The sequence below is a fragment of the Candidatus Vallotiella adelgis genome (assembly GCF_020541305.1).
Taxonomy (GTDB): domain Bacteria; phylum Pseudomonadota; class Gammaproteobacteria; order Burkholderiales; family Burkholderiaceae; genus Mycetohabitans; species Mycetohabitans adelgis.
This window is the reverse complement of the sequence record NZ_CP047396.1, coordinates 249,548-265,282: the sequence shown is the minus strand read 5'-3', so window position 1 is coordinate 265,282 and position 15,735 is coordinate 249,548. Positions and strand designations below refer to the sequence as shown.

4 protein-coding genes, 4 tRNA genes and 3 rRNA genes are annotated in these 15,735 nt (G+C 46.1%); 10 read left to right on the top strand and 1 reads right to left on the bottom strand.

Annotation, left to right across the window (positions count from 1 at the left end):
- The first annotated feature begins 5 nt into the window (after positions 1–5).
- The 8 genes from GJV44_RS01045 to aroC all read left to right on the top strand — a co-directional run bounded on the left by GJV44_RS01045 (position 6) and on the right by aroC (position 10,903).
- Positions 6–84 (top strand) — tRNA-Ile (locus GJV44_RS01045).
- Positions 85–1,129: 1,045 nt separating this feature from the next.
- Positions 1,130–2,660, top strand: a 16S ribosomal RNA gene (locus GJV44_RS01040).
- 68 nt (positions 2,661–2,728) lie between these two features.
- A tRNA-Ile gene (locus GJV44_RS01035) sits at positions 2,729–2,805 on the top strand.
- A 52-nt stretch (positions 2,806–2,857) separates the two neighbouring features.
- A tRNA-Ala gene (locus GJV44_RS01030) sits at positions 2,858–2,933 on the top strand.
- Between the two features lie 251 nt (positions 2,934–3,184).
- A 23S ribosomal RNA gene (locus GJV44_RS01025) occupies positions 3,185–6,070 on the top strand.
- A gap of 152 nt (positions 6,071–6,222) precedes the next feature.
- Positions 6,223–6,336, top strand: a 5S ribosomal RNA gene (gene rrf, locus GJV44_RS01020).
- The 16S, 23S and 5S rRNA genes sit together here with 2 tRNA genes alongside, the layout of an rRNA operon.
- A 1,286-nt stretch (positions 6,337–7,622) precedes the next feature.
- Positions 7,623–8,969 (top strand): YihY family inner membrane protein, encoded by a 1,347-nt coding sequence (locus GJV44_RS01015; protein WP_226806662.1) that lies wholly within the window; start codon positions 7,623–7,625, stop codon positions 8,967–8,969.
- An 833-nt stretch (positions 8,970–9,802) separates the two neighbouring features.
- Positions 9,803–10,903, top strand: a complete 1,101-nt coding sequence (aroC, locus tag GJV44_RS01010) for a chorismate synthase (protein WP_226806661.1) — start codon at positions 9,803–9,805, stop codon at positions 10,901–10,903.
- Between the two features lie 69 nt (positions 10,904–10,972).
- Here the strand turns inward: aroC and GJV44_RS01005 are convergent, their stop codons facing one another.
- Entirely contained in the window at positions 10,973–12,643 is a 1,671-nt protein-coding gene (locus GJV44_RS01005) for an electron transfer flavoprotein-ubiquinone oxidoreductase (RefSeq protein ID WP_226806660.1), read from the bottom strand.
- An 844-nt stretch (positions 12,644–13,487) separates the two neighbouring features.
- Here GJV44_RS01005 and GJV44_RS01000 point away from each other — a divergent pair.
- Both GJV44_RS01000 and thrS read left to right on the top strand, forming a co-directional pair.
- A tRNA-Val gene (locus GJV44_RS01000) sits at positions 13,488–13,564 on the top strand.
- Between the two features lie 228 nt (positions 13,565–13,792).
- Positions 13,793–15,700, top strand: a complete 1,908-nt coding sequence (gene thrS / locus GJV44_RS00995) for a threonine--tRNA ligase (RefSeq protein WP_226806659.1) — start codon at positions 13,793–13,795, stop codon at positions 15,698–15,700.
- Positions 15,701–15,735 lie beyond the last annotated feature (35 nt).

Genomic DNA, 15,735 nt, shown 5'->3' with positions numbered 1-15,735 from the left:
ACTTTGGGCCTCTAGCTCATGCTTGGTTAGAGCAGCGGACTCATAATCCGTTGGTGCCGTGTTCGACTCACGGGAGGCCCACCAATATCTACGCAGATTTTCGCGAATTGCGCGATCTTCTGCGTTTCTTTTGGCAGGTTTGAACTAGCCCGTAATAACTATTACATATAATGTAATAATGTAGATTTATTCAAAATTTAAAAAAATAGGCATCAACTACATTAATAGCTACAATACAAACTTATGTAATGACTTCATCTATTCATTATACGCAAAGCAGCGCGCCTGATAACATATATATAGATATCATCTATCTAGCACAGATACCGCCCAATCCTTAACTTACCTATTTGAGAAATAATGTACTCATGCGAGTAGGAGGGTATTGAAACAGAGTATTAGTTTTTAAATTAAAGAGGGTATCCAGAATTATCTAGTAAGTTGTGCATATCGTTCACGTACGGGGCACTAGAAGATAGGCAAAATATTCAGAACAAGGCAGCATGCCAAGATTGGAACAATTTAAAAATTTACAAATTAAAGCATATACCGCACACGACACTTTACATATCTACGCTTCTATATTACAATAATTGGAATAGAGTAAAAAAAGTAACTTAACAGAGTAATTAAGCATAGTCATTGTATCATTACAAAAAACTTAGCAATCATCAAAGCAGTGTTAAGTATTTTGGGGCAATTGTAGAATTACAAAAACGCACCAGAAAATATGCGGACAGCGATAGCTAACTTAATTTAAGTTGCAGCGTTAAGTCAGTAAATTAGTTTATAGCGATCAGCGTCTCACTGACCGCTTCAAGAAACTGCTTGACGCTTTGAAAGATTATGTTCACAATCGTTGTTCTGTACTACTTACGTAGTAACGCGACCAGAATGCCAAGCTTAAGTAGGTAAAGCGTGGCTAACGCAATGTTCTTTAACAAAAAAAAGCCGATAAGTGTGGGCACTTGATGGATAGATAAACTGCACCTGCTTTTAAATTCAGGCGCAGAAAAGCAAAGAAAATCATCAGGTTTTATTCAAATAAAGACAATTTTTAAGAAATTAAAAATTGTAAGAATTTTGAGTTAACCAACTAGCTCGAAAGAGCTAGATAAGTAACAAATTTAAACTAAAGAGTTTGATCCTGGCTCAGATTAAACGCTGGCGGCATGCCTTACACATGCAAGTCGAACGGCAGCGCAGGCTTCGGCCGGGCGGCAAGTGGCGAACGGGTGAGTAATACATCGGAACGTGTCTTAGAGTGGGGGATAGCCCGACGAAAGCCGGATTAATACCGCATATTCTCTAAGGAGGAAAGCGGGGGACCTTTGGCCTCGCGCTCAAAGGGCGGCCGATGGCAGATTAGCTAGTTGGTAGAGTAAAAGCCTACCAAGGCGACGATCTGTAGCTGGTCTGAGAGGACGACCAGCCACACTGGGACTGAGACACGGCCCAGACTCCTACGGGAGGCAGCAGTGGGGAATTTTGGACAATGGGGGAAACCCTGATCCAGCAATGCCGCGTGTGTGAAGAAGGCCTTCGGGTTGTAAAGCACTTTTATCCGAGAAGAAAAAAACCTGGCAAATACCTAGGTTCAATGACGATACCGGAAGAATAAGCACCGGCTAACTACGTGCCAGCAGCCGCGGTAATACGTAGGGTGCAAGCGTTAATCGGAATTACTGGGCGTAAAGCGTGCGCAGGCGGTTTGCTAAGACCGATGTGAAATCCCCGGGCTCAACCTGGGAACTGCATTGGTGACTGCCAAACTAGAGTATGGCAGAGGGAGGTAGAATTCCACGTGTAGCAGTGAAATGCGTAGAGATGTGGAGGAATACCGATGGCGAAGGCAGCCTCCTGGGTCAATACTGACGCTCATGCACGAAAGCGTGGGGAGCAAACAGGATTAGATACCCTGGTAGTCCACGCCCTAAACGATGTCAACTAGTTGTTGGGGATTCATTTCCTTGGTAACGTAGCTAACGCGTGAAGTTGACCGCCTGGGGAGTACGGTCGCAAGATTAAAACTCAAAGGAATTGACGGGGACCCGCACAAGCGGTGGATGATGTGGATTAATTCGATGCAACGCGAAAAACCTTACCTACCCTTGACATGGTTAGAACTCCACTGAGAAGTAGAGGTGCTCGAAAGAGAACTAACACACAGGTGCTGCATGGCTGTCGTCAGCTCGTGTCGTGAGATGTTGGGTTAAGTCCCGCAACGAGCGCAACCCTTATCCTTAGTTGCTACGCAAGAGCACTCTAAGGAGACTGCCGGTGACAAGCCGGAGGAAGGTGGGGATGACGTCAAGTCCTCATGGCCCTTATGGGTAGGGCTTCACACGTCATACAATGGTCGGAACAGAGGGCTGCCAACCCGCGAGGGGGAGCTAATCCCAAAAAAACCGATCGTAGTCCGGATTGTAGTCTGCAACTCGACTGCATAAAGTTGGAATCGCTAGTAATCGCGGATCAGCATGTCGCGGTGAATACGTTCCCGGGTCTTGTACACACCGCCCGTCACACCATGGGAGTGGGTTTTACCAGAAGTGGCTAGTCTAACCGAAAGGAGGACGGTTACCACGGTAGGATTCATAACTGGGGTGAAGTCGTAACAAGGTAGCCGTATCGGAAGGTGCGGCTGGATCACCTCCTTTCTAGAGCAAAATATCTAAACTTCAAGTGTTCACACTTATCGGCTGTAAAAATCACAGAGGCAGACAAAGGGTCTGTAGCTCAGTCGGTTAGAGCACCGTCTTGATAAGGCGGGGGTCGTTGGTTCAAATCCAACCAGACCCACCATACAAATCTAATAAACGACAAGCACTGTGTAAATCAAAAAAAGCTAAAAAAAGGGGGTATAGCTCAGTCGGGAGAGCACCTGCTTTGCAAGCAGGAGGTCGTCGGTTCGATCCCGTCTGCCTCCACCACTGATCAATCGAGAGCGCTTAAAATCTGAGCGTTGACGATTGATTTTAAAGTAAAATCAGTAAAATATAGTTGTAACGTTCTTTAACAATTTGGAATAGAAGCAAAATATTCATTACATCTAGAGATGAATGTAATGAATAGACGGGTAGTAGTTCAAAATACTTTTTAAGTAGTTGAATTAGTTTAAACAACTCAATACATACAGCGCAAAAACTAAACGTTATCGCGCTGTAAGACGGACTTGTTATAGGATCAAGCAAACAAGTGCATGTGGTGGATGCCTTGGCGATCACAGGCGAAGAAGGACGTGGTAGCCTGCGAAAAGCTGCGGGGAGCTGGCAAATAAGCTTTGATCCGCAGATGTCCGAATGGGGAAACCCGACCCATATGGGTCATCCATGACTGAATACATAGGTCATGTGAAGCGAACGCGGCGAACTGAAACATCTAAGTAGCCGCAGGAAAAGAAATCAACCGAGATTCCCAAAGTAGTGGCGAGCGAAATGGGATCAGCCTGTATCATTTATCACTATAGTTAGCTGAACGTTCTGGAAAAAACGGCCATAGCAGGTGATAGCCCTGTAAGCAAAAACTAAAGTGTAGAACTAAGGGTACGACAAGTAAAACGGGGCACGTGAAATCCTGTTTGAAGATGGGGGGACCATCCTCCAAGGCTAAATACTCGTGATCGACCGATAGTGAACCAGTACCGTAAGGGAAAGGCGAAAAGAACCCCGGGAGGGGAGTGAAATAGATCCTGAAACCGCATGCATACAAACAGTCGGAGCCTTGTAAGAGGTGACGGCGTACCTTTTGTATAATGGGTCAGCGACTTACGTTCAGTAGCAAGCTTAACCAAATAGGGAAGGCGTAGCGAAAGCGAGTCCGAATAGGGCGATTAGTTGCTGGGCGTAGACCCGAAACCAAGTGATCTATCCATGGCCAGGTTGAAGGTGCGGTAACACGCACTGGAGGACCGAACCCACTAACGTTGAAAAGTTAGGGGATGAGCTGTGGATAGGGGTGAAAGGCTAAACAAACTTGGAAATAGCTGGTTCTCTCCGAAAACTATTTAGGTAGTGCCTCGTTTATCACCTTCAGGGGTAGAGCACTGTCATGGTTGAGGGGTCCATTGCGGATTACTTCACCATAGCAAACTCCGAATACCGAAGAGTGTAATGACGGGAGACAGACGCCGGGTGCTAACGTCCGACGTCGAAAGGGAAACAACCCAGACCACCAGCTAAGGTCCCTAAAATTGGCTAAGTGGAAAACGAAGTGGGAAGGCAAAAACAGTCAGGAGGTTGGCTTAGAAGCAGCCATCCTTTAAAGAAAGCGTAATAGCTCACTGATCGAGTCGTCCTGCGCGGAAGATGTAACGGGGCTAAGCCAATTACCGAAGCTGTGGATGCGCACGTTAAATGCGCATGGTAGGAGAGCGTTCCGTAAGCCTGCGAAGGTGTACTGAAAAGTATGCTGGAGGTATCGGAAGTGCGAATGCTGACATGAGTAGCGATAAAGGGGGTGAAAAGCCCCCTCGCCGTAAGCCCAAGGTTTCCTACGCAACGTTCATCGGCGTAGGGTAAGTCGGCCCCTAAGGTGAGGCAGAAATGCGTAACTGATGGAAAACAGGTTAATATTCCTGTACCGTTGTTAGATGCGATGAGGGGACGGATCGCGGAAGGTTGTCCGGGTGTCGGAAATCCCGGTCCCTGCATTAAAGAAGGCGCTTTGGCAAATCCGGGCGCGCAATTCAAGGATGCGGGGCGAGCAGCTTTTTAAGCTGCGAAGCAATTAGAAGTGGTCCCAAGAAAAGCCTCTAAGCTTCAGTCTAACAAGACCGTACCGCAAACCGACACAGGTGGGCGAGATGAGTATTCTAAGGCGCTTGAGAGAACTCGGGAGAAGGAACTCGGCAAATTGGTACCGTAACTTCGGGATAAGGTACGCCCTATTAGCCTGACTGGCCTGCGCCAAAAGGGTGAAAGGGTTGCAATAAACTGGTGGCTGCGACTGTTTAATAAAAACACAGCACTCTGCAAACACGAAAGTGGACGTATAGGGTGTGACGCCTGCCCGGTGCCGGAAGATTAAATGATGGGGTGAAAGCTCTTGACTGAAGTCCCGGTAAACGGCGGCCGTAACTATAACGGTCCTAAGGTAGCGAAATTCCTTGTCGGGTAAGTTCCGACCTGCACGAATGGCGTAACGATGGCCACACTGTCTCCTCCCGAGACTCAGCGAAGTTGAAATGTTTGTGATGATGCAAACTACCCGCGGCTAGACGGAAAGACCCCATGAACCTTTACTGTAGCTTTGCATTGGACTTTGAACCGATCTGTGTAGGATAGGTGGGAGGCCTTGAAGCGTGAACGCTAGCTCACGTGGAGCCGTCCTTGAAATACCACCCTGGTTTGTTTGAAGTTCTAACCTAGGGTCCTGAATCGGGCTCGGGGACCGTGCATGGTAGGCAGTTTGACTGGGGCGGTCTCCTCCTAAAGCGTAACGGAGGAGTACAAAGGTACGCTAGGTACGGTCGGAAATCGTACTGATAGTGCAATGGCATAAGCGTGCTTAACTGCGAGACCGACAAGTCGAGCAGATGCGAAAGCAGGTCATAGTGATCCGGTGGTTCTGTATGGAAGGGCCATCGCTCAACGGATAAAAGGTACTCTGGGGATAACAGGCTAATACCGCCCAAGAGTTCATATCGACGGCGGTGTTTGGCACCTCGATGTCGGCTCATCTCATCCTGGGGCTGTAGCCGGTCCCAAGGGTATGGCTGTTCGCCATTTAAAGAGGTACGTGAGCTGGGTTTAAAACGTCGTGAGACAGTTTGGTCCCTATCTGCCGTGGGCGTTGGAAGTTTGAGGGGGGCTGCTCCTAGTACGAGAGGACCGGAGTGGACGAACCTCTGGTGTACCGGTTGTCACGCCAGTGGCATCGCCGGGTAGCTATGTTCGGAAAAGATAACCGCTGAAAGCATCTAAGCGGGAAACTTGCCTCAAGATAAGACTTCCCCGGGGACTTAATCCCCTTAAAGGGTCGTTCAAGACTAGGACGTTGATAGGTCGGGTGTGTACGCACAGTAATGTGTTAAGCTAACCGATACTAATTGCCCGTAAGGCTTGATCCTATAACTAGTCCGTTTTACCATTATGCAGTTAATTTACACTACCCTCTTATTTACTGTTTCTAATCCAAATTGGCTGTCGGTACCCCATTAGCATACGATCTGCAAAGCACATGTAGATACTACGGTGGAAGAATCGACTGCATCTCTTTTTGCCTGATGACCATAGTGAGTTGGTCCCACCCCTTCCCATCCCGAACAGGACTGTGAAACGACTCCACGCCGATGATAGTGCGGATTTCCCGTGTGAAAGTAGGTAATTGTCAGGCTTCTCCTTCTCTCCGTCACGCCCGATTTCTGCCCAAATCGGGCGTGACGCTTTTTGGGAATCGCTCTGTATTAAAAATAATTCACACCATATAAAATCCGATATAGCAAAAAACAGTTGAATTAACACCATATAAAATAAAAATTTTTACTAAATTTTTAAAAAATTAAGTGGGAATATAAATAGTATTATGGATGCTACGTGCTGATCGACACGTAGCTGATTTTATATTCTGATGCTACTCGCATAGCTCGAAAATCTATTTTTAGTCTTACAGACAGCGATTTTCGGGGTAGCTATTTCCATTCTCCCAGAGACCTGGGACCTGATCTGCGCTGCTTTCGTGTTAATACGCCTGCATAAGGGAAGTGGGAAGTACGGCAGTGTAGTACAAGGTGTTATGAATGAGTGTTTAGTCGAGGCATAATAGGCAGCGTTGGCGTACTAAGTAGTGTTCCTGAATAGCGTGCGATAACTGAGTACGCTAATTTAAGATTGCATGGCTGCCGGCATTACTGATTGCGCGTACAATACCTTTATTAATTAAGAATTAATATAATGGATAATTGTATGTAAACATGCAGTAAGTGTATTAAAAACTTAACGCTGAGCTATTAGCGTATACTTTCTATCTAGCTAGATGCTCCGGCTTATGCCTAAAACTAACCACTATAAGTAATGGTATTAAGCAAGATTATCTATAGCCAGTAAAACTGATGCAGACACCGTGAGTGCTGGGTTATTATCCTGCGACTTATAACCCGCTATCCCGAGTGAGTGCTGTTGCCAAGTGCGTTCACTTAAGACACTCTTCCACAATAAAAGCTTGGCTAAATAATCGCCACCGTTTCTTATCCCAGCGACGTAAAAGCACTTCCGCATACTCTGTAGAGCTTCTCAATCAGCTCAGATCTCATGTGCCATCCAAAAGTGGTGTCTGTTGTACGGACTACTATAGGTAAGAGCGCGATGGGCTTATCTGTCAGCGCCATCATGTGGCTTGGTCTAAATCGAGTGCACTTCGGTTAGTTTACGCAACCCTAAATATGACGGATCATCATCCGGGATATCCGAACTAGTAGCTCTATAGTTTATGGAAATAAGTGACTCAATACATAGGTATGCCTGTCAGGCGGGTTGCACTATCTATGCTTCGGCCGCTGTAGTTCTAATGAGTTCCTAAGTGACATCGAAGTAACGTTACTCTGACCGTAGCAGATAGATGTTTTTTATACTTTGTATTGCAAACCATTGTTCTTATAGAAATGTAAGGAGAGTTAGCCTTTAATGAAGTTCAATATTAATCTGGACGAATTAAAGCGACGCGCGCGCTTTGTTGCTACTCGCAGCGCCGAGGACCGGATCCCACAAGTGGCAGGTAGTCTTACATTTACGACCGTATTGTCTCTAGTTCCGCTAGCGACAGTAGCTTTCGCACTATTTACCGTGTTTCCAATCTTCGCGTCATTCCAAGAATCTCTCCAAGGATTTCTAGCCGACCATCTGATGCCGCCACAGATTAATAGCCAAATATTTAAATATCTAAATCAGTTTGCGGAAAAAGCAAAGGGGTTAACAACAGTCGGGATGATTACTTTGGTAGTTACCTCAGTGATGACGATGATGATCGTCGAATCGGCATTTAACACAATCTGGCGCGTACGTAAGTCGCGGCCTTTTGCACAGCGTATTCTAGTATATTGGGCAGTGATTACATTAGGACCGCTGCTAATCGGTGTAAGCCTATCGATGTCATCTTACCTGCTCACGCACTCAATGTTTGCTGGCACAGTCGCTAATGTAACTGGCGCAGCTACCGCAGCATCGGGCGCTGCGTCACGTGCAATGCCAACGTTAGTTGAATGGGCACTAACCGGTGCAGTGCTTCCTTTGTCGGTGTTAGCGTTTACTTTATCCTACGTTTATTTACCGAACTGCCGAGTAGCATGGCGTGATGCATTTATCGGTGGACTGTGTTCGGCGATTGCGTTTGAGCTTGCTAAGCGAGGTTTCGGATTTTATATTCGGCGCATGCCAACCTATACAGCTGTATATGGCGCATTTGCGACGATTCCGATCTTCTTATTATGGGTCTACCTGAGCTGGTTAATCACGCTGTTCGGTGCAATGTTGACATCCGCATTGCCAGAGATCCGACTCGGGCACTTTCATCGCGTCGATTATGCTGGTGGCGATCTACTAGATGCGCTAGAGCTGATTGCGTGGCTTAATGATGCCCGCGATACGGGCCGTTCCAGTTACACGTTGTATGAACTCGCGCGGTTGCAGTGCTGCGGATTACAGACAGCTGCTCGACTGCTGGATCAGCTTGAGACTATCGACTGGGTTGCCCGAATACAGCGCGAGCATGATTCAGATCACTACGTACTTCTAGTAAATCCGCAGCATGCGAGCTTACGCCAACTTCATCAATTGTTTGTGATCAATCGCAATGAGTTTGCTTATCAGCTTAATCTTAATACCACCCACGTCGATGGCCCGATGCTACTTTCTGCGTTGGACCATGTCGGTCTAGACATATCACTTTCCGCATTGCTGAGCGCTCGCCGCCGTTGCAGCAGCCACACCAAGCAGTCTAACGGCAAATATACTCCACCTGTAGCGACTGTCTAGCGCAGTCTGGTATATAGTTCAGCCAATAAACATTCCGGTTTTATTTGACGTAATTTTGCATTAGGTTATGAACTTTCTATGCATTGGCGTGGTGCTAGGCTGCGAAAATGCGTAATACTATACAGGTACAATCGAATGGCACGTCTAATTAAGATTATTATAAAGAAATACATGTTTTTCATTATACACTTAATCTATGACATGGCTAAAGCGGTAATTGAGAAGAAGTTTAAGAACCAAATTCCTATATATTATATCATAATTAGTTGCCAAATAGAATACGTGTGAAGCACGCTAAGGACCGCTCTAAAATCGAGAACTTGCAGCCATTATCCAAATTCCACAATAAAGTACGCATTGTTATATGTTATAACGTTTATAGCTCTGTACGAGCAAAGTTTTTCTCACCTCCGGTTATTTCTCTGTGAGGCCGTTTTCCGAACAGCGAGTCGTTGTCGCGTTTTTTATTATAAAATCCTGCTCTTTTATACGGGCAACCTAATTACCCTAAGTTTAGTAAAATGTTGCCTATAACTGCTACAGATATACAAAATCGTTATAATGTCGATCGAGTGAGGTTAGCTTTTGCGAGTGACGCATTCTTTTTTCTGGTTCCAGTTATTGATAGAAGATGTCTACACATTAGCGTTCAGTCTTACAGAGGTAAGCGTATCTATACTACAGCACCTACTAGCAAGATGTACACCGCGATAGAAGGTGTTCGACGATAGGCAGAAAAGAACTAAACTAGTAAAGTAGTACACTTTTTACTGCGATACAGGCTGCGACGGCCCTGGCATCATAATAGTTTGAGTAATTTTTGGACAAATAGTATGTCGGGTAATACTTTTGGTACGCTTTTTACAGTGACGACCTTCGGAGAATCTCACGGTCCAGCTATTGGTTGTGTAATCGATGGATGTCCTCCAGGTCTAAAGTTAGTTGAGACTGATATACAGATAGAACTCGATCGCCGAAAGCCAGGTACCTCACGCCACGTGACACAACGCCAGGAAAACGACCGGGTAGAAATCTTATCTGGCGTGTTTGACAGCGTTACAACGGGAACACCGATCGCATTGCTGATTCGTAATACGGATCAGCACAGCAAAGATTATAACAGCATCGCGGAAACTTTCCGGCCAGGTCATGCAGACTACACATACTGGCATAAATATGGTGTGCGAGATTATTTTGGAGGCGGACGTGCATCCGCGCGGCTAACTGCACCGAATGTTGCAGCAGGGGCAATAGCGAAGAAATGGTTAAGAGAGCGCTTTGGTGTCCAAGTTCGGGGCTACATGAGTGCGTTAGGAGAAATTGACATTCCTTTTGTTGATTGGGTGCATGTGGCCAATAATCCGTTTTTCGCACCGAATTCACACATCGTACCGCAGCTTGAAGCTTATATAGATGAATTGCGCAGGAACGGCGACTCAATTGGTGCCCGAATCTCGGTTATTGCCTCCGGCGTATGCCCTGGATGGGGTGAACCGTTGTTTGATAAGCTGGATGCAGATATTGCTTATGCCATGATGGGCATTAACGCAGTGAAAGGCATAGAAATTGGCGCTGGATTCGAAAGCGCGCGCCAGCGTGGTTCGCTACACAGCGACGAGCTTACACCTGAAGGCTTTATGAGCAATAAAGCGGGTGGCGTGTTAGGGGGAATTTCAACTGGCCAGGATATTATAGTATCAATTGCAATTAAACCGACCTCGAGCATTCGCATCTCGCGGCGCTCAATTGGTAAAAATGGTGCGCCTGTGATGGTCAAGACGCTCGGACGTCATGATCCATGTGTTGGCATCCGAGCTATACCAATTTCCGAAGCGATGCTTGCATTAGTGTTAATAGACCATGTACTGCGGCACCGGGCGCAATGCGCAGACGTTCAGACAAAGACGCCTATAATCCCCATACATGCGCCCTAAATATTTAATTTTGAGGTATTTTCCCTGAACAGCGATAGTATCGCAGATATGCTGCGATACTGAGCCCTATTACATGTTTGAGTAGTTAGGGCCACCGCCTTCGGGTGTGACCCACACAATGTTTTGTGTCGGATCCTTGATGTCGCAGCACTTGCAGTGCAAGCAGTTCTGCGCGTTAATAATCAGCTGATCGCTGCCATTTTCCTCGTGCACGAACTCGTACACTGCTGCTGGACAGTAGCGGCTTTCCGGTCCTGCATACTCGTTTAAATTAATGCATACCGGTACCTTTTCGTCTTTGAGTATTAAGTGCGTCGGTTTATTCTCCCCATGATCCGTGTTCGAGATAAACACCGATGAGAGCCGATCGAATGTTAGCTTACCATCTGGCTTTGGATACCTAATCGGTTGACACTGCAAGGCTGGTTTAAGCTGTTCGTGATCTTCATTTCGGTGATGAAGAGTCCATGGAATACGCCCGCCTAGCAGCTTCTGTTCAATAAATACCATTGGCGATCCTACGTATAATCCCTTGCTCATCCACTGCTTAAAGTTTCGAGCCCGGTATAGTTCCTCATACAGCCACGACTGCTTAAATGCTTGTGGGTACGCGATCAGTTCATCGCATAGACGACCTGCTTGTAGCGCTTCGAACGCTGCCTCAGCGGCTAACATCCCTGTTTTGATTGCCGCATGGATACCCTTGATGCGCGAAGTATTAAGGAATCCCGCCTCGTCCCCCACTAACACTCCACCAGGAAACGTGAGTTTAGGTAACGACATCAGACCGCCCATAGTAATCGCTCGAGCTCCGTACGAGATCCGCTTTCCACCCTCTAAAAACACGCGGATCGCTGGATGTGTTTTGTAGCGTTGAAACTCCTCGAACGGTGATAGATACGGGTTTTTATAATCCAGTCCAACTACTAACCCTACAGCTACCCGATGGTTATCTAAGTGGTATAGAAAAGATCCTCCGTAGGTCTTCGCATCTAGTGGCCATCCTGCTGTGTGTATCACCAACCCCGGTGTATGCCGGACTGGATTTACCTCCCATAGTTCCTTGATGCCAATGCCATATACCTGAGGATTTACTCCCGTGCGCAAACTAAAACGATCCTGTAACTGCTGCCCCAGATGCCCGCGCGCGCCCTCGCAGAACAGAGAGTACTTCGCGTGCAGCGCTATGCCAAGCTGGAAATTCGCTGTAGGCTGACCATTTTTTCCTACTCCTAAGTTGCTCGTGGCTACCCCGTTTACCGCACCACGCTTATCGTATAGCACCTCGGCTGCTGCAAATCCTGGAAAGATCTCGACTCCTAATGTTTCAGCCTGCTGGCCAAGCCAGCGCGTCATATTACCTAAGCTTGCTATATAATTACCATGGTTTTTGAAGTTTTCCGGTAGTACCCAATCTGGTGTCTGTAGTGCTCCTATGCGACTCAGAAACAAAAACCGATCCTTAGTTACCGGAACTGTTAGTGGTGCGCCACACACACGCCATTGTGGAATCAGCTCATCGAGCGAGCGCGGGTCTATTACCGCTCCTGATATAATATGCGCGCCAATATCCGTGCCTTTTTCCAGAACGCATACCGTCAGCCTTACCCTTTTCTTTGCTGCTAGCTGCTTTAGATGGATCGCTGCCGATAACCCTGCCGGACCACCGCCTATTACTACTACGTCATATTCTATCGACTGGCGCGGCCCATACTGATCGATCCAGCCTTTCGGGGTCATTTATATCCTCCTTATTGGAGATCGTTTTAGTTGAGTGTAATTGTCTTGGGCGAAATAAGGATCAAGTGGTTCGATTAATCTCGAAAACAAGATCTTTTCGTGATCATCAGCGCCTCTAGCGGATTAGGTGAGCATTGCGAACAGAGTTCCTACCGAACCCAGGTGAGATAGTGATGATCACTAAATCAACGCGCTCAGGAAAGTGCATGCCACAGAAGATGGCCAAATGGGTCACTACCGGCTTTGAATACATTTTTAGATTCATATGTACAGCAAATTTAAAGAAGGTAACTAGTTAACTAGAAAAATGTTGCCAGCCTTGGCGGGCCAGCGAGATTGCTGGCTTTATAAAACAAGGTGGAGAAAAAACATTCTATGACAAGAACTGAGCAAGCTTTTTATATAGCCATATACACTAGAGATAGATATGTAGAATACAGTTTAATCTAGCGATATACTCCGATCCAAGGATAAGACATTTACTCAATCAACTGAACGGTCGAAGACGTTGACTATCAGTGGGTATCTGCATATCATTGCCAGAATACATGCACGCCAAAAAATGTATTTAGTTAGAATCAAGATTCAGACGTGTCGTGACATGATGCATATATCATTCTTTTGTTAAAAATAGTATGCAAGTGCAGTGCATTACCACGCGTTAATAGACGGCCTGCAAAAAAAGTAATACAAGCAAAGCGGTGCCACAAAATGCTAGAAAAAAAAGACGAATTCATTCGTCGGAAAAAGCTATCGTATAGTATATAAAGCTTAGATTATTTAATCTTCCTTATATGAAGCACTTGGCAACAGATAAAAATCCCAATATAGTTGTACTTAATTCAGGCTCGTAGCTCAGCTGGTTAGAGCATCACCTTGACATGGTGAAGGTCGTTGGTTCGATTCCAATCGAGCCTACCAACAAATATAAATTTAACAAAACCTTAATATAGGAAAAAATCTACCTAAAAACCGCATTTTTAGGTGAGATAATTATGAGACTTATCATATCAACCAAAAAATTTTTTGGGGTACTAGTCAAGAATATTTTCCAGACTTAGGCGTTTAATAAGATGAAACCGCATTTTTTAATCTAGTTTTTAGAAATCAAACTTCACTGCATACGTAGCACAGCGTTAGGAGAACGCAATGATTTCAGTGCGACTGCCCGATGGCTCTATCCGGAAATACAATTATCCGGTTACGGTAGCCGACGTGGCTATGTCCATTAGTCCAGATCTTGCGAAGGCAGCGCTTGGTGGAAAAGTCAATGGCAAGCTCGTGGACACATCGACTGTCATTCAGTGCAATACTGATCTTTCAATCGTTACGGATAAAGACCCGGAGGGGATCGAAATAATCCGTCACTCGACAGCACACTTGCTTGCATATAGTGTAAAAGAGCTTTTTCCTCAGGCTCAGGTGACAACCGGTCCAGTTATAGATAATGGGTTTTATTACGATTTTGCTTATCATCGCGCCTTCACACTCGAAGACCTAAAAAAAATCGAGCTGCGTATGAAGCAGCTCGCTAAAAAAGACGAGCCTGTATCGTGCCGCGTGGTATTACGTGATGAAGCGATCCACTACTTTCAACAAATTAACGAGCGTTATAAGGTTGAGATTATCGAGTCAATTCCGCCACTCGAGCATATAACGCTCTATTCACATGGCGATTTTACAGACCTATGCCGCGGTCCCCATGTGCCGTCTACGGGTAAGCTCAAGATATTCAAACTAATGAAGCTGGCTGGCGCCTACTGGCGCGGCGACCCAAAAAACGAGCAACTGCAGCGGATTTACGGTACCGCATGGGCTAGCACAGAGGAGCAAGATGAATATCTTTACATGCTTGAAGAAACTGAGAAACGCGATCATCGCAAGCTTGGCAAGCAGCTAGACTTGTTTCACCTGCAAGACGAAGCTCCTGGGCTCGTGTTTTGGCACCCCAAGGGCTGGACGCTGTGGAAGCAAGTTGAGCAATATCTCAGACATCGGCTTGACGAGGCTAACTACCTCGAGATCAAGACGCCGATAATCATGGGACGTTCCCTATGGGAACGCTCTGGCCACTGGCAGAACTATCGAGAAAATATGTTCACAACAGAATCGGAAAAACGCGACTACGCGATTAAGCCGATGAACTGTCCAGGGCATGTGCAAGTCTTCAATCATGGCCTTCATTCATATCGCGATCTACCATTGCGTTTTTCTGAGTTTGGTTCGTGTCATCGCAACGAAGCCTCTGGTGCACTACATGGTTTGATGCGAGTGCGCGGGTTCATGCAAGATGACGCACACATTTTTTGTACGGAAGATCAGGTAATAGCGGAGTCGGTTGCGTTCAATGCGTTAGCAATGAGTGTGTACAAAGACTTCGGCTTTCAGAAAATTGACATTAAACTAGCATTGCGGCCGAAGCAGAGAGCAGGAACCGATGACATATGGGATCGTGCTGAGCAAGGCTTGCGAGAAGCCCTTGCTGTATGTGATCTGCGGTGGCAAGAACTCGGTGGTGAGGGGGCTTTTTATGGCCCGAAGGTTGAATACCACATTCAAGATGCGCTAGGGCGGTCGTGGCAGTGTGGCACGCTGCAATTAGACTTTGTACTTCCAGAGCGCCTCGGCGCAGAGTATGTAGCTAAAGACAATAACCGCTGTCGCCCAGTGATGCTACACCGGGCGATTATAGGTTCGATGGAGCGCTTCTTAGGAATCTTAATCGAACACTACGCTGGTTCAATGCCGCTGTGGCTGGCTCCAGTACAAGTGGTAGTGATAAATATTGCAAATAATTCATCTATCTATTCCAATAATATTGTCAAATCTTTGAAGAAACAAGGGATTAGAGCGTCTCTCGATTTGCGTAATGAAAAGATTGGTTATAAAATACGGGAACATACTCTGAAAAAAGTTCCATATTTAGCGATTGTTGGCGAAAAAGAGCATGATACGCAAACGGTAGCTGTACGTACTCATGGCGGAGTTAATTTAGGTGTTATGCCAGTCAAAGATTTCCTTGACTATCTCCACAATGAAGTACGAGTCTTCAAGTAAGCTACTATTTTAGTCTAGACGGTTTTTTATTTTTT

Coding starts and splice junctions, on each gene's coding strand:
- GJV44_RS01005 (WP_226806660.1), bottom strand. CDS start 12,643: ATGACCCCGAAAGGCTGGATCGATCAGTATGGGCCGCGCCAGTCGATA.
- thrS (WP_226806659.1), top strand. CDS start 13,793: ATGATTTCAGTGCGACTGCCCGATGGCTCTATCCGGAAATACAATTAT.
- GJV44_RS01015 (WP_226806662.1), top strand. CDS start 7,623: ATGAAGTTCAATATTAATCTGGACGAATTAAAGCGACGCGCGCGCTTT.
- aroC (WP_226806661.1), top strand. CDS start 9,803: ATGTCGGGTAATACTTTTGGTACGCTTTTTACAGTGACGACCTTCGGA.